Raw genomic sequence first — 19,817 nt, 5'->3', positions numbered from 1 at the left:
ACATATCTCATAAAGTGATAATAAAAGTAGAAACAGTGACATCAAAACAAGATTTTTGCTGTATTTGATGTCATAGTTGGTCAAAAATAAATCGGCCCTATCTTCAGTTTTTTGTTGTCATCATATATGTACATTACTGAGAGTGATATATTGTTTGAATAGTACACTTAATTCTTGTCATACAACTTTCTGAGAAATTACATAATGATTAAACTTGAAATATATCCTCTTGAATGTATCTTACAAACATAAGCATATACACCACACAACCCACAAAAACAATATAGTTTTATTTAGATTTAAATGTAAAATAATCATTACACTACTTACCTTTTAGAATATTGAGTTGTAATCTTCCCTAAAAACATTAGCACATAAAATATAGTTTTTAAATTTTGGAGACTATGAAAATTTACTATTTTCATAGTTCAGATTATGAATATTTTATCTGAACAAAATCAAGGTAAAGCAGCTAATGAGATTTACTGAATGTACAATATTAGCCAACCGAACTTTTACAAATAGAAGAGCAAATATGACGGATTGGGTTTGCAGCAATTCTCGAAAATGAAAGAGCTAGAAAAGGAACTTTCGCAGTACAAAAAAGTCGTAGCTGAATTTATCTTGGAAAATGTGATGAAAGTTCGGCATTTCTTACTAAGTTCTTTGCCTATTTCTTAAGTTATACTACCTAGCTAAGGATAATTCATATTAACAAATCGGTATTATTCAGTATAGGCGCTAATTAATTAGCAATAAAACTACATTTAACTAGTGATAATATTACTACCATTAAGTGAAATATGAAAAATATCTTTTTTAAATTTGGAATAAATCTTTTAAAGAATACCTAATATATCATTTCATACAATATAAAGTTAAAGGTATTGAATCTAGGTTTATTTCATGATCGGTATGGTGATATTTTAGCAGAGATTAACAGATATTCGAGTTACTTAACTAAATCTTTCAATAATCTATAAAACCCAACATATATAAAAACCATGAAAAAACTATTATTATTGATAGGCATTATGGCCTTTTGCGTCAATTTAAGTATTGCGCAAACAATTACAACACCCACTGAAACAAAAGTCAAAAAGGAAACAGCATCTGCTGTCAAACTAAAAAAAGATGGCACACCGGATAAACGCTATACCTCTAAAGCCTCAACAGTTATATCTGATAATGTAACTACCGCTCCCAATACAGTGCTAAAAAAAGATGGGACACCGGATAAACGATATGCACCTCAAGTAACAACAACTTCAAATACAGGTAGTATTAAATTAAAGAAGGATGGCACACCCGATAAACGTTACAATACAGTAAAAGAAAAAACAGTGGTCACTCCAACACAGACTCAAACTATTAATAGACCAAGTATTTCAAACATAAACACTACAAAGGATTATAGACCTACCGTAGACCGAACTTTAAAAGGTCCCAATGGTGAAGAAATATTGACAGGTCCTAGAGGTGGTAAATATTATATCAATAAAAACGGGAATAAAACCTATATGAAAAGACAGTAATAAAAATTAAGTGTTTTCAATTATTTGTTGTGCTATAACAATAGATTCGCTATAAAGTAAGAGAGGTTTTCTTAGCCATAGAAGATACTGGAAATAAAAAGAGGAGGCCTTCCCGGTCTCCCTTTTCCGTATATCTAAAAGCTTATTGCTGGTAGAGGTTGGTCCCCAGCCGAGCCTACTTCCTCTTAGGCTTTGAGAATAAAATTAGTATTTTTTTGTTTTATATAACTTAAATACTTTATAATTCTTAGGTAATATTTCTTCATCCGAATTCTAAAATTTCACAATAATATCAGGCTGGATAGAAATAAGATGCTCCAACGACTGTAATTTCTCCCAAGGCATTTTTCTATTCAAAGAAGAATATGATCTTTTCTTATTGTAAAATTCTTGCCATTCAATAGTTAAAACATTTAAATCAAGATTTGGATCAGATAGATCGAGTAGTGAACAGAATTCTGATTTATCAGTTTACTTGATTTTTACTTCCCTTCCATTTAAATGAGGGGATCTGGGTTTTATGGGCCTGTATTTAATAAAATGTTCATGCAGTTTATATTGGAAGGAGTAATTAAAAAATACGTTCCCCAATCGGTTTGAATATGCTCTATGGAGAAATATAATTAATGCAGCAGACAACGTGACATTCACTGAAGGTGCACTACTAAATCATCTATAAAAGTATTTAAAGATAACCCCGTCTTGAATCGCAAACAACCAAATGGGGTCAACTAAAGACAGCCGGCCTATTTACTTCGAATATTTTTTCGATCTTGATACATTCAAATAGATAATTGTCTAAATTTAATCTATTATCACTATTGATATATTTAAGATATTGCCACCTAACTATATAACTATAATTATGACATATATTATAACCTAGTTATCATCCGATGTATCAATTCAATATTTGATTTGGTAACTCCATATTCATTAGATAAGTTTTGCCATTGGTTTAATGCATATTTTGTTTGCTCAATAATATTTTTTATTACTGTTTTTGAAAGCTTTGCTTCCTCTCCCAATTTTATAAGATGTTTAAGTTCTATATTTCGTCCCTCTCCCATTACCATCATACTTTGCTCTCCACCAGGTCCACTGGAAAAAGTAAGATCGTAAGCTGGTGATAATTTCCATTCTCCATCCTCATCCATTAAAAAACTAAAATTTTTGGCATGATCATCACGATTATTTGCAAGAATATTAAAAACTGCCAAACGATACATCTTCTCAATTTCTCTTGCATCTTTAGTTAAAGTAGCTGTCAACCCCAAAAGATCCTCATAATCAAGCGATGGATATCTAAAATTAACATGTGTCAAACCGGCTACTGTATGCATATGCAATCTCCTATCTCCATCCCTATCAAAACGTTTTACCGCAAAGTAACCGTTACCCTTTTGAGAAGGAAATAAATGTATATCTGGCATATCTATACCGGACTCTTTAGCCATCAAAGCATACACATATTCTGTAGCTCCCGAGTCTAACCCGTCTTGTGAATTAGGAAATTTAACTAACCAGTGTTCAAAACTTTCACTTAGCTTTCTTGCTCCGTAGGAAATATTTTTTCGCTCAGCATCAACGCCAATAAGTGCTTTAGGTCTCGCTCCTGCAGAAGATCCATTTAAAGCCAGAAGCTCTTTAAGTATTTCTCCTGAGTTTCCTTCCAAAACTTCTTCTGCTTGATTAGCCAGCTGATCCAAATCAATCAACTCATCTTCTAATGATGGACTGCTATCAGGCTCGTAAACCAAAGCCCCCATTCCATATAATCCAACATGTGCTAAACGGTCAAGTGGATTAATGTCAGATGGTAGCATTCCTTTAGCCCGCATCATACGATCAAATAACAATCTTCCCCATCCATCCGGTAAACTATCACCAAACACACCCGCTAAACCATCAAATGGGTCCTTTGGAAGTTCATACAAGCCTCTTTTTAGAGGAAGTTGAAAAGGTGATATTTCTAATCCATTCTGGACAAAATTTTCATCATATTCAAAATATACGACATTATTTCGAATAGCCAAACGACCCACAGGGTGCACATTGGAACCAAAGTCTAATCCAACTTTTATTTCTGTTATATTTTTAATCATTTTTTTCTACCCCTTTGCCTTGTCACTGCATTCTCATCTACTTTTAAGACATCATCAATTGTCTTAAAATTGGTTTTATTAGGTTCTAGACTATTTATTAATTCTTCTAATCCACCAACTACAGAAAGTAATTTAATAAACGAATCCAATGAAATGATTCCTTTCTGCTCATATTTCCTTAAGGTAGATAAAGCAACCCCTGATCGCTCAGCTAACCCCTCTTGAGTAAGTTCCAAAACTAATCTTCTATCACGTATACTTTGTGCTAATTTTCTTTGTGCTTTCGCTGGAGATATAAATACCATTATTATATTATTTATTTGTTAAATAAAAGCATAACTAATATTATTGTATTACAAATATACAAAAAATATGCAAATATTTCTCACAAATTTATTATACAGTCCTACTGTTTCCAACAATTCAATTTAAAGATTTTAGAAATTATAATAAACAATGTTTGAAAATGTGTTGATAAAAAGCCTGTATTATCATGTTACAACTTGCATAAAAAACAATAATATTATTTAAATTTTTAATAACCAGATCCATTAAACTATTTAATCGTCCTTTTTGTGGTCATAGTAGTACATACTTCGACTCATACAGACAATCTTACATACTCCATGAATACTGATCCATTACCCATCTATAACACTATCCACCAGATCCTTACGCTCACAAAAAAGCTTTAGAGCTTTTTTTCAATTATATCTTTTAAGATACGGTGATCATGACTTAAGTCAGCAAACATCCGCTTTAGACTGGCTTTTTCTTCTTGAAGAGCCTTTAGCTTTTTAAGGTGCTGAGCATCCATACCTCCGTATTTTTACCTCCATTGATAGAAGGTAGCTGAAATCCTATGCTCTCTGCAGATATCCTTTGTCGCTTTTCCTGACTTACATTCCTTGAGAATATTGACTATTTGATGTTCTGAAAACTTGCTCTTTTCATAATATATAACAAACCACTTTAACATTTTTAATCTGTCTGAAAAACAGGTAAGTCTACCATTAAAAAAACATATTTAAAATTATATCAGCAATAAAAGAGTTTTAATAGCGTTTTACTAAGTTCACTTGAAAGGATTAAATGAATCATAAAAATCGCAAACTCTTTGGTTATATTAAAAAAAAGTTATCTTTGGATTAGTAATTATCAGTTTGTCAAGGGATTGTCCTTTAAATGTCCCCCAGATTAATCAATTAATTGATTATCAATATGGTTCATTTTCTGTATTGGGAAGTAAAACTTATCTCCAAACCAAAAGGCTTAGATTTCATAATCTAAGCCTAATATTTTAAACGTAGTGTACCAGTCAAATCAATGATGATTTTTACAAAATTCAATAGTAAACTTATACCGTTGCCATAATTTTAATTTCAACAAGCTGTCCTGGCAATGCAAGCCCGCTTACTCCAACCATTGTACTGGCTACAGATTTAGGATTATTGTAAAATTCTGTTTTGAAATTTTTTCTTGCTTCAAACGCAGTCGCCATATCCATTGCATAAATCACTTCTTCTACCACATTTTCCATTGTCATATCATATCTTGATAATAATTCTTTGATATTCGCATAGGTTTGCTTCATCTGCGCATCAATGCCTTCTGCCAGTTCACCTTTATCATTGTGACCCAATTGACCGGAGATCCATACTGTATTCCCTTTTTTTACCGCTTGTGCGTATCCATAGATATCTTCCCAAGGCATTCCAAAGCCTTCTGCTGTTTTATTTTCCTGTGACATTTTTTTATATTTTAAATTAATAAGGCAAATGTAGAGCAGAAAGAAATCTTAGAAATTTAACTAGTTTAATAAAAGTGTTTCCGACGAAAAAAAATGTCGAATATTTTCATATCCGACATTTTATAATTTTAAATGTATTGATTTATTTCTGCTTATTCGCTAAACGCTTCCTTATGGTACTTACAAACTCTTTTGAAACGCCAAGATAGGATGCAATATAATACTGCGCCACACGCTGCGGAATCGTTGGATAAACTCTTATAAATTCCAGATAACGGTCTGTTGCAGGTTGAGAAATAGTATTAACCAAGCGGTTTTGCAGTGTCACCACATACCTCTGCATCATTAGCCTGAAGGCTCTTTCAAACTTGGGAACTTTCTGCAATAACTCTTCCTTCGTTTCCGGATTCAGCATATAAATTTCTGTATCTTCCAAAGTTTCGATAAAAATCTTTGAGGGAGTTTTACTGTTAAACGAATCAATATCGGTAATCCACCAATCTTCAACAGCGAACAGAAGTGTTACTTCAAAACCGTTTTCATCAAGATAATACGTTCGCACACAACCCTCTTTTATAAAACCCTCGAACTGGCAAATCTCTCCTTCACGCAAAAGATGTGTTTTCTTCGGGAACTTCTGAAGCGTCAGCAAATCCTCATAAATTTTTTCCTCTTCTGGTGTTAGGCTAACAAATCGTGAAATGTTTTTAATGATATTTTGAAACATAAATTTATTTTACGGCTGCAAATTAGGAAAAAGTCTTTAAACATCGGCATTCAGAGATCTACTTCCTATCGTGATGGCTAATTATTTTCACATCTTTATTCAGATTTTCACAAAAAAACTTTATTGACCCCCATCGAACCAATTGTTTTTATATAGATTTTTTATAATAAGATGAAAAACAGAAAAGATTATCGTAAAATAAACATCAAAAAAACTCCTGCAAAACGCAGGAGTTGAAAACTAAGTAGCAATAATAGCTATTTATTCTTTATTAGTTTTAAAGTTCCACTTTTACCGATGCTGGATTTCCACTGAACAACATAGGTACCTCCCAAAGAATTTTTGAGATCAATAGGTAACTTGTTTAGCCCGGCTTCTATATCTGTAGTGTATGCTCTAACTACTTTACCATTGATATCAACAACATTGATTGAAATTGTTTCTTTATCCGCAGCCGTATAGTAAAGCTCAGAGAATCCCATGCTTGGATTAGGTACCAATACTGTATTATCACTTTGAAGATTCCCATTTTTAGAAACCGGAGGACGGATACATATATGACATAAAAACTTGGTAACCCTGATGGTATACTGGTTTGGTGCATTGCAATAAATATCTACTCCATATCCATATTTTCCGGGGTATGGATCATATACAATCATATTAGGATCTGAAATGGTTGTATGACTTCCCACTACAGTTGAAAGCGGATAGTATCCACTAAATAATGACGGACTTACCAAATCATTAAAAGTTACTTTAACGTAAGTAACCTGAGATGAAGTAACAAATGAAGGAAAAGCATAGTCTTTAGAAGTTATACTATTAGGAGGGAATGAATTAAACTGCGGAGCAGTAACCCCTGTTTTTATTTCAAGTGTAAGGGTAGTATTGGCATAAGCAATATTTCCCGGAACATAATCATCGTGTCTGGTAAAGGTAGCTTTGTAAGTTTCTACGGGACCAATAATTATTTGTGCCATGAATTGATTTTGGCAGACCAGCAAAAAAGCTAGCAATAGGATAATTTTTTTCATTTTATTCTGATTTTAAGTTATTGTTTTTATGATAGATCTATTCTGATTTTTTTAATAATGTAAAATTGAAAGTTCTGAGCCGGATCGTAAAAGGACAATTAATAAGTGTGAAAGATTTCCTGATATCTGCTTATATTTATTTAACAACTGTAGATTTAATATCCCATATCCTTTTCCAATCCATAGGTATTTCCAAAATTAAATGTCTCAAAATCGAGACATTTGTTGTATTTTTGTGGCATTGAAAAAATAATGAATACCCAACAAAAGATTATTGATACAGCGATATCCGTCTTCAATGAGGATTTTTCGGCAACATTTGAAGAGATTGCAGAACGCTGTAACCTTAACCGAAGAACATTGCACCGGTACTTTAAAAACCGAAACGAATTGTTAGAAGCCTGTAATTCAAATATGATGAAGGCCTGGGAAGAAGCGGCCATAAATGCTTTTAACAGCTCTACCAATCCTTTGATACAACTGGAAAACTTATTATATGCCGGTATTGACAGCGGAACAAAATATTCTTTTTTAATTAAGCTGAACGAAATAAAGCCTGCTTATACCACTGAAATAAGTAAGGATTATTTAAAAACAAGGAACGATATATTCAATGCAATAGAAACTCTGCAAAAGGAACAATTAATAGACAGCGAACTGCCATTAGCATGGATAAGGATTCTGTTTACCAACGTTATCACGGCAACCATTACCGCATACAGATCGGGAGATATTGCACCTAATGAAGTAAAAAAATTAGCCTGGAATTCATTCAGCAGAAGTATAGGCTTGGAATTAAATAAACAAAAATGATACATTCTTTTTTAATGATAGGCCAATCCAATATGGCCGGGCGCGGTTATGCAAAAGAAGTTCCGCTTATTTTTGATGAACATATTAAAATGTTGAGAAATGGCTTATGGCAGATCATGTCAGAACCCATTAATTTTGATCGTCCTAGTTCGGGTGTGGGGCTCGCTTCATCATTTGCCGCCTTCTGGAGACGGGATCATCAAGAGGATGAAATCGGATTGATTCCATGTGCTGATGGAGGAACCTGCCTTGATGACTGGGCCGTAGGAAATGCTCTGTTTGAGAATGCCGTTTCACAAGCCAGACTTGCCCAACGAACAAGCAAAATTAAAGGAATTTTATGGCATCAGGGCGAAAGTGACTGTTCTCCTGAAAAGGCAGATCAATATCAGGAAAAGTTCTCTAAGATTATTGATGCTTTGCGCCAGGAACTCAATATTCCTGGAGTTCCTCTTATCATTGGAGGATTGGGAGATTATTTACCCAACGGAATATTGGGTCAGTATTTCAAGTATTATTCTTTGGTCAACCGGGAACTTGAAGGTTTTGCCCAATCTCATGAAAACTGTTATTTTGTTACCGCAAAAGAGCTTACGCCTAATCCTGATGGCATTCATTTCAATGCGCATTCACAAAGATTACTAGGAATCAGATATTATTGTGCTTATCGTGACTTAAAACACCTTCTGAAGACCAACATTGATGAAAATGATATTTTGAATGAAATCTACAACCGTACTTATACCAAAACAGAAAAAATCAAGCTTCTGGAGCACGAATTTGCACTTGGGAATATTGAAGGTAAGGATTATTTAATGCAAATAACAGCCATAGGACAAGAGTAAAAGAACACCCTGCTTATTTATTATTTCAGCATGTAATATATCAGCAAATCAACAGCAACCGATATTCACCATCGTTTTCTATGGGAGCCCTATGAACACACGGCAACGCCTGCTGCTCCGGATGATCTACAGCAATTCTCCATAGATGGCCTACTCCTAAATTTACTGGTTGTGCATTAGGTTTAGGCTGATAGTGAAGATCAAAGAAATATTCTTTGAGGAAGTCTTCAAATTCTTCTTCGGGGCCGTTGTGCAGTTCTTTTAACTGTTCGCGGATTTCAGTAATCAAAATTTTCTGTTCCACCTGATCATTGGGAATGATATCACTTGCAGTTCCATGATAGGTACATAAAAAAGTATCTGTTCCGATAGGTGAACGGTCTACATGATATGAATATACATCTGTTGAAATGAAACCGAGTTCTTCATCCCGTTCATAACATTTAAGCAAATTAAGAACCGGAGATGCTCCAAAATCGGTCAATAACTGTAAATCATTTAAGATTATTTTTCTTGCAATATCTCCTTCTTCTGATAATTGCAATGCTAAAAGATCCTGAGCGGAAACTACAGTTATATCATCATTTAACTGAAGCTGAGCAACAATTTCTTTAAAATCCCCCATTAAATTCCGATGCCAGCAAATAGCATTCATAGCTCCCTGAAAATGGGTATTGACAAGTTCTGAGAAAGAAGATACCACATTTATTTGCTGATTGTCAGAAAATATATTGCTCATGTTTTGAAATAAACCGTTTAATTGTCTGCAAAAATACGGAATAGGTTGCTCAAATCGTCATTACAAAAAAATCAGATGTACTTTTAATATGGTAGTTTTTATTTGATATTCTTCTTTCCTCTTCATATTATATTTATTCCTAACTTCGAAGAGACTATTCCTCAACGAATTAACACCTCCAAAGCTATGCAAATTTCACCTTCCGCCAGCTTAGCTCCATACATAAAGAGTTACACCGTTGTGACCATTGACAAGGATCTCAGGGATGAAGTATTTTATCCCAGCGGATATGTAGATCTGATCATCAATATTTCCGGTGGTGCCGCAGCAACCATTATCAATGGAAAAAGGAAAGATACTCCGGATATAGAACTTCTGGGGCATCTCACTCTTCCCACCCGGCTTACCGTTGCGCAAGGAACTTCTGTATTGATAGCACGGATTTATCCATATGCTTCTGCTTTATTCTTTTCTGATCCTTTGTCAGAATTCACAAACTATGCTACTGATATGTATGATGTGGCAAAAAGTGAAAACAGAGCTTTGTATGATCGCATCATGCAGACTGGCAGTCTTCATGCAAAAATCAATGTTTTGGAGACATACTTTCTTCAACAGCTGAGAAAAAATGAAACCCGGATAAAGAAAGCCACAATACTTCAGGAACTCAGCCAGCAGTTTTTGATGAATCATCACATATTGGATCTTTCTGCTTTGGCTCAGGATTCAGGATTATCGGAACGATATATTCAAAAGCTTTATATGATGAATATGGGCATCAGTCCTTCTGCTTTTACGGCTGTCATGAGATTTAACAAAAGTCTTCAAATGGTTCTCAACACTCCGGAATCACTTACAAATATAGCTTATGACTGCGGGTACTATGATCAGTCCCATTTTATCAAAGAGTTTAGAAAATTTACAGGCATCACTCCTTCTGCCTCAAGGCATTCACTGATTAAAAATGATATGGATCTTCAACAGGCTGTCAATATTGGTTTTTGATTTTATTTTGCAGGATGATTGCTGCTGAACATATCACGGTGCATCTTCCAGCCCTCTTTTGTATTTTTCCAGATCACGATTACTTTCCCATCGTCCAGTTTTTTACCATCTAAATCTGTCATTTCGTAATAACTTTCTTCAGTGACCGATTTTTTACCATCTCCGTACAGGTTTTGAATCGTAAATTTAACATGTACCTTAGGGCCACCCTTAAAGAAATTGGATATCTGCTCTCTTCCGCAAACCGGTATCGCATTGGGCGGAAACAGACATGCATCATCTGTGTACCTTGTTAGAATTGATCCGTCATTTTTGTTCGCCAGATCAGCGTAGATTGCATTACTGGCTTCAATAGTTTTTCTTACTGTTTCCAAATCTGTAGTCTGAGCATTTGACCATGAGGTAAGCAGTAATAGTGTGCTTACAATAAGTACCTTTTTCATTTTAATTTTTTATACAAAGCAACTACTTCCTGCGGGCAAAAAATTGTAAAATAACGAACAAGTTTATTTTTTCAACTCAAAAGCATTTATAAAAAAACAGCATCCTCTTTTGGAGAACACTGCTTTATATATAAGGTTATTAATTTTCAGTTTTGTTTTTTTTTACTTCTTCAATATTTTTTCTGTTACTGTAGAAGATTTTGTTTTAAGTTTAATGTAATATACTCCTGTCTGAAGAGAAGATAATACTATTTGCTCCTGCATCAAATTCAAAGTTCCCTGTTTTATCAGTTGTCCTGCAGCACCAAAGATTTCATAAGAAACCAAAGGTTCTTTACTTCTGATTGTAAGTACATCCTGAACAGGATTCGGATATAATTGTATTCCTGCCTGAACAGCTGTTTCTTCTACCGACATCTGACTGCACACCGATTTAGCATATTTTGTAAAAAATGACTGAGATTTTCCCCCTGCTACATTGACAGCCATTGTATTGACATTGTCATTAGAATCTGTAAACAATTGGTCATGGAAAAAGCCTCCCACAACATAATTACCATCTTTATCTGCAGCAACTGCCGTAAATTCATCTATCACATTAAAATTACTGCGGATTTCTCCTGTTCCCAAAACAGCTCCTGTATCTTTATTGAGTCTAACCAATAATGGATCTGATCTGTCTCCATCAGGTCGTGTCATTGTATAACTGCCCCAGATATCAGACCAGCTTCCTTTGGCAAAAGCGATTTCATTTCCATTAACAGCAAGGGTTCCTTTCGTAAAACGATATCCAAACTGAAGACCGGACATTCCTTCAGGAGTTCTTGCCCACTGTACCGAGCCAAGAGCATTAAGCTTCATGACAAACGGAACGGCTTCTACATAACTTCTTAAAGGGAAAGTATAACTCCCAAAAGTTGCAGGCACTGTTATCCCATTGAAATAACGCCCTGAAATGTAGATATCTGAAGTCGCAGGATCTTTTATGATGGAATGAATTTCATCATCCGTACTTGTAACACCATTATTAATTTCTCTTCTCCATACCTCCGCTCCGGTAGTTCCGTCAAAAGCTAATAAATAAGCAGCTTTCGTAAAGGGTACATTATTATAGGAAAGGTCAAGCAGGGTACTAAACCCGGCATCCATTCTCTTTCCTGCAAGATAATAACGGTTCAGGCTTTCATCGTATACCAGATTTACTTTTCCCTCTCTTCCTACTGCATATACTGCATCTCCTGTAATAGGAAGAAACACAGGTGCCGCAGGTGTCATATTACCATTATCATAATTAAACTTAACTGCATAATACTGATAGGTTGAGGTAAATGTTGAAGGTACTGTAATTAAACCATTCAGATGAGTTCCCGCCCGGAATCCCATAACAGCATGAATGTTTTTGGAAGAATCCATATACATCATCTGGACATCACACATACGCGAAGAATAGTTAACATCTCCCTGCAAAGGCTTACTCCATGCCAATGTACCGTCTGAAGTATTATATTTCAAAAGAAATGCTGCTTTATGGGCAGGATCTATGGTTTGATCATAATGGGTATACAGAGGTAATGTATGAGTGTCATCAAAATGCACTGGAACGGCAGTAGGATCTCCTATATAAGAATTATTATAAATGGTAGCCATCATATATAACCCTCCATTATTATCCAGTTTAATATGCCATGCATTTTCTCCGTCTCCGGAACCTCCTATGGGTCTGGACCATCTTATATTCCCTTCACAATCGGCAGAGAACAGAAAAAGGTCACTAAGCCCATAATTGTTTACAGAGGTACCATTCAGGTTTTGTCCCTGCTCACGCATGGTTGCAAGATAATAAGTATTGTTGTTGTTATCCACTACAATATCCCTTATGGATTCATCAAATACATAATGAAACCCGGGATCAGCCGAGCCTGTTATTCCTCCGGCCTGTTTTCCCCATTGCCACTGATAAGTCTGGCTAAAAGATAATGCCGGCAGTATCAGAAGCAGTCCCCACAGTTTGTTTTTTAATTGTATCATAAAAATTCTTTTAGTTTTCACATACTATAAAAAAACAGTGCTCTCCGAAGAGAACACTGCTTTATAAGCTACTAATTTTTAATTAGTTTTCCTTGTAATGATGTGTCTCCCGTTTGTACAATGACAATGTAAACACCTTGCAGCCAGCTGCTAACTTCTACGTCTACCTCTCCGGAAGCCGCTTTCAGTTCTTTACGGAATTTGATATTGCCCATGGCATCAAAAACCGTAATCTGTTTTGCAAGTAATTTTTCACTGCCCGTATTATACGAGATTTTCACTTTTTCCTTCGCAGGATTTGGTATCATTTTCAGAGAGGAAACTGAAGCAGCAATTACGCTTCTTCCAGCACTTCTCATACCCATCCAGTCCGGATCTGATGCTTTAGTAGTAAACTTACAGGTTTCATTTGAGAATAAGATCTCGTCTGTACCCTGGAAGTTTGAGTTTGGATAGAATGCCAACGGATTAGCGTTCATATCATACACTCCTCCTGCCGGAATAGTGATGATAGACGGAATATAACTTCCATATCCATTAAGACTCGAAACCGTAAGACTTATCGGCTGGCTTCCCATATTTTGAAGAACACCACTCACTTCGTAATGATCTCCAACCCACTTCATGCCTTTGATATTTGTCTCAAGCTTACAATCTGATTCAAATCCACATTCTTTACCCGGATAGTAATTCATCGTTCCGGAAGTAAATACACATCCTAAATGAGAGATCTGTAGCTGATATGTTCCCGGAGCACCAATATACAACGGATTAATGAAAGCATTGTTTCCGCTTTGGATACTGTTTCCGAACAGCTGCCAGTCATGATGATCAAAGATTCCTTTTGGTCCTAAAATATAATTCTTTCTAAGACATTCATCATAACATCCTGTAGGGAATACCCACATCAGACTCTCAAGACTTAACGGAACTTCTGTATAATTACTTACTTTACATCCGCTTGGCGCAGTATAAATAACCTGATAAGCACCTCCTTCATTTACTGTAATAGACTGACCAGTCATTCCATTACTCCAGTTGTAATCTCCTGCAGATGGTCCTGATGCTGTTAACTTAATTTTATAAGGCTGGCAGCTCACCAAACTGTAGGTTACCGTAACCGGTGATGGTGGAGGACTTACCGTAACGGTAAAGTTTTTAGAACTTGTACATCCTGATGCACCCGGAGTTCTTACTTCCAGCGTATAAACATAGGTCCCTGCAGGTAATGATCCTGTATCGAAAACGATCGGATATGGACCAGGGCTCCATGGAGCTGATGCCAATCCTCCGTTTTTCTTCCATTGGTATTCCAATGTGGTATCCGTTACAAGACCGCTAAGAATTGTAGAAGATCCTTCACAGATATTAGCTTTTCCGGATATATTAACATATGGAGGATTTTTAAGCGTCACAGGTATTGCTTTCGTACTCATGATACTTGTTCTACATCCATCTGAAGATACCAGCACCGGCCAGTAGCTTCCTGATTGAGTTGGAGTGAAGACCGGAGAGTCCGGTGCTCCAGCCACAGGCTGAGAACCATTCATCCAGATATAATGACTTGGTGTTCCAAGAGTACTTGTAAACAAGATATTAGGAGCACTTCCTATACAGGCAACAAGAGCCGGAGGCGCCATATTACCATCAAGAGTAGCCTCTTTCACACTAATATTAATGACAGCGGAAGTATATTCACATCCATTAGGAGTTTTAATTTTCAGCTGTATTGTTTTTGTTCCGCTCGTATTGTATGTTATAGTAGCATTCGGTCCTCCGGTTACATAAGATGTACCATCAAAGATCCAGGTATAAGTATTTCCTGGAACATATGATATAGGAGAGAATGTAATTGCCTCACGCACACAGATCCATGCCGGAACCAAGAAGCTGGTACTAGGAACCGGAGCCAATGTAATAGTCTGCGTGGTAGTACACGTTGGTTTTCCAGGTGCAGACATTGTCATTGTAAAGGTGTAAGTACCTGGCGCCAGATTGTTATAAGTAGCCGTCTGTCCTGTTTGATTTGGCTGACCCGGGCTGGAGAATGTGTAAGTGATAGATGCCGGATTAATTTCAAAGATAGTTGATGTATTGAAAAGAGTTACATTGTAACCTCCTCCATTACATACTGTACTTACATTGAATTTAGGTTCGTAGTTCTTTCTTACTTCTACCCCTTTGCTGTACCAGCATGTACCGTATCTTAAACGTACAAAAACAATATGCGCAGCAGGAAGATTCGTCTGATATACCGGTGTAGCTGTTCCCTGTCCTGAAGACAAAGTAAGCACACTATCTGATAGCCATTGAATCTCGTCAGGAGTTCCAATATAAGATAAACCGGTAACAGAAATTGTATTACAACCTGACCATTGTGGAACAAAACTGATCTGAGGATCTGTTGTACAGCCTGCACTGCTCGGACATAGCTGAGTGACATTAACATTCTGAGAAAAAACCACACAGTTATTAATATCTACCGCACGTACTTTATATGTTCCGAAAGCCCCTGCACCCGATATGGTATATGAGTTTGTATTAGCACCTGGTATAAGTGAATTATTTTTATACCATTGCCATGAACTAATATTCGTAAGACCTGTAGAACTGTTCGCCGTAAGAGTATACGGTGTCATTGTTGTCGGGTCACAAACAGTAACATTATATACCGGAGAAATTGTAATAATAGTTTCTGGGTAAATGGTGAAGTTTGCACTTGCTGTTGGGTTATAACTACATCCGTTAGTTCCTGTATACGTTACAGTAACCACCTGAGAAATATTACCCCCTGTATTATTCGAGATATACCCATTATTTGGGAAGCTGTAATTTCCGGAAGGATTGAAAGCTGTAGTATAAGTTGTTCCGTTTGCAAATGTGAAAGTAACATTTGTAGCCGAAGTAATTGTACCCTGATTTACCGTGAAAGAAAGGTTTGAACCTAAACAAACTCCACCTACACTTGTAAAGTTGACTACCGGAAGCGGTATTAAAGATACCGGTATGCTGATAATTTTTGTTACCCCGCATTTTACAATTCTTAGATTCAGAGTTGTGCTGCTTGTAGAAGAGATCTCATTGAAGTTTACAGTAATATTAGCTGTACCCTGCCCTCCTATCACACTTCCGAAGTTGGAACTTCCAAATGTCCATTCCATAAATTCAGGAACAATTCCGTTCAGATTAGCACTGAAAGTCTGAGTACTACTCGGACAGAAAGGCCCTGGATTAGGATTAATTGTAATAGAGTTAAGATCTAAAGGCGCTACATTGAACGTAGTTGGAGCCGAAAGACATCCTGCGCTGCTGATTGATTTATTCTGTGCAGACACCGTATATGATGAAGCACCAGCATTAAAGATAACCGTTACAGAAGAACCCGCATTACTTCCCTGAATTGTTCCGTTGGTAACACTCCAAACCGGAACCATTCCGGCATCAACAGGGCTGATCGTATATACGTAAGGTCTTCCCGAACATACTTTTGTTTCTCCGGAAATAGTACCTGTAGGCGCCTGCGGAATTGGTAATACCTTAATGATTCTTGCATTACTTTCACACCCTCCACCTTGTTTAGTAGCTGTAATAGTATAAGTACCAGCTGCTGTAAAAGTGTAGCTAAATGGCCCTGTCGTTACTCCAGACACAAAAGAAGATCCGCCAGTGGTAACTTTCCAGGTAACAGGCACATTAGGGTTAGTCGTAAACACCTGGCTTGTTCCTGCACAGATCTCATCCGTACCACCACTTACTTCTACCGGAGCTTCCACTACGATATCAATAGAGGCCTGACCTTCACATGGTAATAAGGTATTGTGATAATTGGCTACAAGGTGGTAAGTACCAGGCTGAGTAGCAGAGAAAATAGCTTCGTTTCTCTGTTGAGTATAATACAACTGACCTCCTGCAGGACCGCTTACATTCCATTGAACACTGGTTGTAGGCCATTGAGGAATTGAATACGTATATTGTTTACCTGCACATACTACCGCCTGTCCTTTCACTTTTGCATGCGCTAAAACTACAGGAATTTTGATAGTAGTCCACTCAGGACAAGCACATTCAGATAAGTACATTACATAACCGAAACCATCAAGCGGATCTACCTGATCCCACTTCACTTCGATTTCACTTCCGTAATTATTCACAATAGATCCTCCAATGACTTTCCATTGTCCTTTATTACATCCGTCCTGTGCGCTGTATTTTTCAATACTGCCTTCACATACTACAGATGCACAGTTGATCTGTACAGGATCTGATTTCAATACCTTGATTTCCTTTTTGTAGGTATTCTTACAGCCGCACTTATTAGTTACAGTCAGGCGAACAGTAAAGGTACCAGGATTAGTATAGATATGAGAAGGTTCAAAAGCTGTGGAAGTAGAAGTTACCCCATCTCCAAACTCCCAGAAATAATTGATAATATCTGATCCTCCGTTTTGTTCGGAAAGGTTATCAAAATACACCGTTGTATTTTTACATACGGTATAATCCAGGTTTAACAATTCAAATTTAGCAATCGGTCTGTTGATTTTTTCAATACAGATAGTCTGGGTTTCAACAGTTCCGTCATTATATGTAATAACAGCCTGTAAAGAGCCATTACCTGCAGCTCCCCAGGTCACATACGCTGCTGTATTTCCTGGTCCTGAAGGTGTTAAAGTTCCTCCCGAAATAGTCCATTGTACATTAGAAACGTTCGGTCCCTGAACAAGATATTTGACAGGATCTAATGATTTCTCACAGACACGTAGACATTGGGAAGAATTGATGTAGGAAACAGCGACTCCGTTGTCAGGAATCTGGTCTTCTTTTTCGCCACGGAATTCCTGGCATCCGACCTGTTCAGTCCATGTAATTCGAGCTTGTGCTTGTAGTACCCAGGGTACCAAAAGCCAACATAGTAGCAGCCATCTAAAGATGTGCTCCCTACCAAAATAGGTGTTGTTTTTCATAGTTATTAAAAAGTGTTATTAATTTTTTGTCAAATTAATAAAAATAATAATACAAAAATCATTTAATAGTGAAAAAATAACATTATTTCACTATTGAATTCCAACGATATAGACAAATTCATGATTATATGTTATTTCACCCACATATTAGTTATATGAAAAATATATATACTTTCTTATGATCTGAGGATCCACAAGGATTTTAGCAAAATAAAATCCACAATTCCCACCATTAAAACAACCAAATCAACAACCAAAAACACAATTTGTTTATATTTTTCTACATAAATTAATTTTATATTAAAATTAATCACTTTAATAACCATTAAAACTGAATCAATTTTCAGATTAAATTTCTCACTGGCAATACAAACATTAACCCGTATAATAAATGAGCATTGCCGACAAGATCAAAATACTTTATCTTTGTTTTTCGAGGCTTATCATAAACATTTTATTTGAAGATCTTCTCTATGAAAAACAACAGCTTTTTATTTTCTGCAAAAGGAATTTGTACAGCAGCTTTTCTTTCCTTAAACACAATAATTTACGCTCAGAAAACTGCAGATATTTCAACAATTTCAGAAAAAACACTAAATACCATTCTGGAAAAAAACAGAGCTTATTATACACAAGGCAAAGTAGCAGATTATATTCCCGAACTGGGAAAAATGGACGCTAAAGCAATTGCCTTTTCTGTAGTAGATAAAAACGGAAAAGTATTCAATACAGGTGATGTGAGTAAAAAATTCACAATGCAGAGTATTTCCAAAATCATATCATTAATGGTAGCCGTCAACGAAAAAGGTGAAGCCCATATTTTTGATAAGATGGGATATTTCGGTTCCGATAAACCTTTCAACCATTTTTCAAACCTTGAAACTACGGGTAAACCGCTCAATCCTATGATGAATGCAGGGGCCATCCTTACTACTTCGTTAATTTCAGGAGAAGGCGAGAAACCTTTCCTTAAGATCCTGGATATGGTAAGATATATTACCAAAAATCAAACAATTGAGTATAACAAATCTGTTTACGAATCTGAAAAAGCAACCGGACACCGCAACCGGGGGATGTTCTATATAATGAAAAACAGCGGACTGATTTCCGGAAATGAAGACCAGCTGGATAATTATTTCAAGCAATGTTCTATTGAGCTTACCGCTGAAGATCTTGCAAAAATCGGTTATTTCTTTGCTAACCAATGCGTAAGGTTTGACGGGGATGCTACTTATAAGAATGCAGACATGGCAAAACTGGTGGAGTCACAAATGCTGACTGCCGGCATGTATGAATTCAGTGGTGAATATTCCAGAACCGTAGGTCTTCCAAGCAAATCCGGTGTCGGAGGTGGAATTACCGTAAGTGTTCCGGGAAAAATTGGAATTGGCGTATTCAGTCCATCACTGGATCAGCACGGCAATTCACTGGCAGGATATCACATGATTTTAGACCTTGCAAAACAATACGGATTAAGTATATTTTAAATTGTAAAATCTCGTTCATTTACAGATCGCTCACCGGATAATAAAAATTATATGAGCCAGCATCCTTTAAGGGGCATATTTATCAGAAAATCTTAACGGTCAACCTAATTAAAAAACAGTAAGTATATCAGATACTTACTGTTTTTTTTATGAATTTCGGAAAGATATATTAATTATTCTTAAAATTATCTATCTCATTATTTATCAAAAAGATAGGAAAAGTTCATAAATAATTCAAATTAAATCACAATATATTGATTAATTTTATCTAAATTCGCTTTACTGTTTTATCAGATTGATAAAGGCAATTTTTACATTTCGGAACCTTATTCATTCTATATT

The 19,817-nt window shown here is 36.0% G+C and carries 16 protein-coding genes; 5 read left to right on the top strand and 11 right to left on the bottom strand.

The window, feature by feature from the left end:
• The first annotated feature begins 1,004 nt into the window (after positions 1-1,004).
• Positions 1,005-1,535: a hypothetical protein gene (locus ACLMCG_RS09955; protein ID WP_413960444.1), complete on the top strand. Its 531-nt coding sequence runs from the start codon at positions 1,005-1,007 to the stop codon at positions 1,533-1,535.
• Positions 1,536-2,410: 875 nt separating this feature from the next.
• Here ACLMCG_RS09955 and ACLMCG_RS09950 read toward each other — a convergent pair.
• From ACLMCG_RS09950 to ACLMCG_RS09920, 7 genes are all read right to left on the bottom strand, one after another.
• Entirely contained in the window at positions 2,411-3,640 is a 1,230-nt protein-coding gene (locus ACLMCG_RS09950) for a type II toxin-antitoxin system HipA family toxin (RefSeq protein ID WP_413960445.1), read from the bottom strand.
• Positions 3,637-3,945 (bottom strand): helix-turn-helix domain-containing protein, encoded by a 309-nt coding sequence (locus tag ACLMCG_RS09945; protein ID WP_413960446.1) that lies wholly within the window; start codon positions 3,943-3,945, stop codon positions 3,637-3,639. The genes ACLMCG_RS09950 and ACLMCG_RS09945 overlap by 4 nt, the downstream gene beginning before the upstream one ends.
• Positions 3,946-4,331: 386 nt before the next feature.
• Positions 4,332-4,457, bottom strand: a complete 126-nt coding sequence (locus tag ACLMCG_RS09940; protein ID WP_413960447.1) for a hypothetical protein — start codon at positions 4,455-4,457, stop codon at positions 4,332-4,334.
• A 12-nt stretch (positions 4,458-4,469) separates the two neighbouring features.
• On the bottom strand, positions 4,470-4,619 hold the full coding sequence (locus ACLMCG_RS09935) for a transposase (protein WP_413960448.1): 150 nt from the start codon (positions 4,617-4,619) through the stop codon (positions 4,470-4,472).
• A gap of 378 nt (positions 4,620-4,997) precedes the next feature.
• Positions 4,998-5,390, bottom strand: a complete 393-nt coding sequence (locus ACLMCG_RS09930) for a Rid family hydrolase (RefSeq protein ID WP_413960449.1) — start codon at positions 5,388-5,390, stop codon at positions 4,998-5,000.
• Between the two features lie 142 nt (positions 5,391-5,532).
• Entirely contained in the window at positions 5,533-6,042 is a 510-nt protein-coding gene (locus tag ACLMCG_RS09925; protein ID WP_413960450.1) for a Crp/Fnr family transcriptional regulator, read from the bottom strand.
• Positions 6,043-6,374: 332 nt separating this feature from the next.
• Positions 6,375-7,100, bottom strand: a complete 726-nt coding sequence (locus ACLMCG_RS09920) for a T9SS type A sorting domain-containing protein (RefSeq protein WP_413960451.1) — start codon at positions 7,098-7,100, stop codon at positions 6,375-6,377.
• Positions 7,101-7,406: 306 nt separating this feature from the next.
• On the opposite strand from ACLMCG_RS09920, the gene ACLMCG_RS09915 reads away from it, so the two are divergent.
• The gene (locus ACLMCG_RS09915) at positions 7,407-7,967 is read left to right on the top strand and encodes a TetR/AcrR family transcriptional regulator (RefSeq protein WP_413960452.1); all 561 of its coding nucleotides are present in this window, start codon (positions 7,407-7,409) and stop codon (positions 7,965-7,967) included.
• Positions 7,964-8,812 (top strand): sialate O-acetylesterase, encoded by an 849-nt coding sequence (locus ACLMCG_RS09910; protein ID WP_413960453.1) that lies wholly within the window; start codon positions 7,964-7,966, stop codon positions 8,810-8,812. Before ACLMCG_RS09915 ends, ACLMCG_RS09910 begins: the two co-directional genes overlap by 4 nt.
• 40 nt (positions 8,813-8,852) lie before the next feature.
• Here ACLMCG_RS09910 and ACLMCG_RS09905 read toward each other — a convergent pair whose 3' ends face one another.
• Positions 8,853-9,551 carry a DUF1826 domain-containing protein gene (locus tag ACLMCG_RS09905; RefSeq protein WP_413960454.1) on the bottom strand — a complete coding sequence of 233 codons (699 nt, stop codon included), beginning with the start codon at positions 9,549-9,551 and terminating at the stop codon, positions 8,853-8,855.
• A gap of 186 nt (positions 9,552-9,737) precedes the next feature.
• Here ACLMCG_RS09905 and ACLMCG_RS09900 point away from each other — a divergent pair, with 186 nt between their 5' ends.
• Complete coding sequence (locus ACLMCG_RS09900) at positions 9,738-10,556, top strand: helix-turn-helix domain-containing protein (RefSeq protein WP_413960455.1); 819 nt, start codon at positions 9,738-9,740, stop codon at positions 10,554-10,556.
• 2 nt (positions 10,557-10,558) lie between these two features.
• Here ACLMCG_RS09900 and ACLMCG_RS09895 read toward each other — a convergent pair whose 3' ends face one another.
• The 3 genes from ACLMCG_RS09895 to ACLMCG_RS09885 all read right to left on the bottom strand — a co-directional run bounded on the left by ACLMCG_RS09895 (position 10,559) and on the right by ACLMCG_RS09885 (position 17,988).
• Complete coding sequence (locus tag ACLMCG_RS09895) at positions 10,559-10,999, bottom strand: YybH family protein (RefSeq protein ID WP_413960456.1); 441 nt, start codon at positions 10,997-10,999, stop codon at positions 10,559-10,561.
• Positions 11,000-11,161: 162 nt separating this feature from the next.
• On the bottom strand, positions 11,162-13,027 hold the full coding sequence (locus ACLMCG_RS09890) for a T9SS type A sorting domain-containing protein (RefSeq protein ID WP_413960457.1): 1,866 nt from the start codon (positions 13,025-13,027) through the stop codon (positions 11,162-11,164).
• Between the two features lie 71 nt (positions 13,028-13,098).
• Positions 13,099-17,988: a PKD domain-containing protein gene (locus tag ACLMCG_RS09885; protein ID WP_413960458.1), complete on the bottom strand. Its 4,890-nt coding sequence runs from the start codon at positions 17,986-17,988 to the stop codon at positions 13,099-13,101.
• A gap of 473 nt (positions 17,989-18,461) precedes the next feature.
• Between ACLMCG_RS09885 and glsA the strand changes: the two genes are divergently transcribed.
• Positions 18,462-19,475, top strand: a complete 1,014-nt coding sequence (glsA, locus tag ACLMCG_RS09880) for a glutaminase A (RefSeq protein ID WP_413960459.1) — start codon at positions 18,462-18,464, stop codon at positions 19,473-19,475.
• Positions 19,476-19,817: the final 342 nt, after the last annotated feature.

The organism is Chryseobacterium sp. S90, assembly GCF_047444895.1.
In the GTDB taxonomy this organism is placed as follows: domain Bacteria; phylum Bacteroidota; class Bacteroidia; order Flavobacteriales; family Weeksellaceae; genus Chryseobacterium.
Note: the sequence above shows the minus strand (reverse complement) of the source record. Positions and strands in the feature narration are given on the sequence as shown.

Bases quoted from the DNA above. Each gene is read 5' to 3' on its own strand.
- ACLMCG_RS09900 (WP_413960455.1), top strand. From the start codon at position 9,738: ATGCAAATTTCACCTTCCGCCAGCTTAGCTCCATACATAAAGAGTTAC.
- ACLMCG_RS09945 (WP_413960446.1), bottom strand. From the start codon at position 3,945: ATGGTATTTATATCTCCAGCGAAAGCACAAAGAAAATTAGCACAAAGT.
- ACLMCG_RS09885 (WP_413960458.1), bottom strand. From the start codon at position 17,988: ATGAAAAACAACACCTATTTTGGTAGGGAGCACATCTTTAGATGGCTG.
- ACLMCG_RS09930 (WP_413960449.1), bottom strand. From the start codon at position 5,390: ATGTCACAGGAAAATAAAACAGCAGAAGGCTTTGGAATGCCTTGGGAA.
- ACLMCG_RS09920 (WP_413960451.1), bottom strand. From the start codon at position 7,100: ATGGCACAAATAATTATTGGTCCCGTAGAAACTTACAAAGCTACCTTT.
- ACLMCG_RS09940 (WP_413960447.1), bottom strand. From the start codon at position 4,457: ATGGATGCTCAGCACCTTAAAAAGCTAAAGGCTCTTCAAGAAGAAAAA.
- ACLMCG_RS09950 (WP_413960445.1), bottom strand. From the start codon at position 3,640: ATGATTAAAAATATAACAGAAATAAAAGTTGGATTAGACTTTGGTTCC.
- ACLMCG_RS09935 (WP_413960448.1), bottom strand. From the start codon at position 4,619: ATGTTAAAGTGGTTTGTTATATATTATGAAAAGAGCAAGTTTTCAGAA.
- ACLMCG_RS09910 (WP_413960453.1), top strand. From the start codon at position 7,964: ATGATACATTCTTTTTTAATGATAGGCCAATCCAATATGGCCGGGCGC.
- ACLMCG_RS09955 (WP_413960444.1), top strand. From the start codon at position 1,005: ATGAAAAAACTATTATTATTGATAGGCATTATGGCCTTTTGCGTCAAT.
- ACLMCG_RS09890 (WP_413960457.1), bottom strand. From the start codon at position 13,027: ATGATACAATTAAAAAACAAACTGTGGGGACTGCTTCTGATACTGCCG.
- ACLMCG_RS09895 (WP_413960456.1), bottom strand. From the start codon at position 10,999: ATGAAAAAGGTACTTATTGTAAGCACACTATTACTGCTTACCTCATGG.
- ACLMCG_RS09915 (WP_413960452.1), top strand. From the start codon at position 7,407: ATGAATACCCAACAAAAGATTATTGATACAGCGATATCCGTCTTCAAT.
- ACLMCG_RS09905 (WP_413960454.1), bottom strand. From the start codon at position 9,551: ATGAGCAATATATTTTCTGACAATCAGCAAATAAATGTGGTATCTTCT.
- glsA (WP_413960459.1), top strand. From the start codon at position 18,462: ATGAAAAACAACAGCTTTTTATTTTCTGCAAAAGGAATTTGTACAGCA.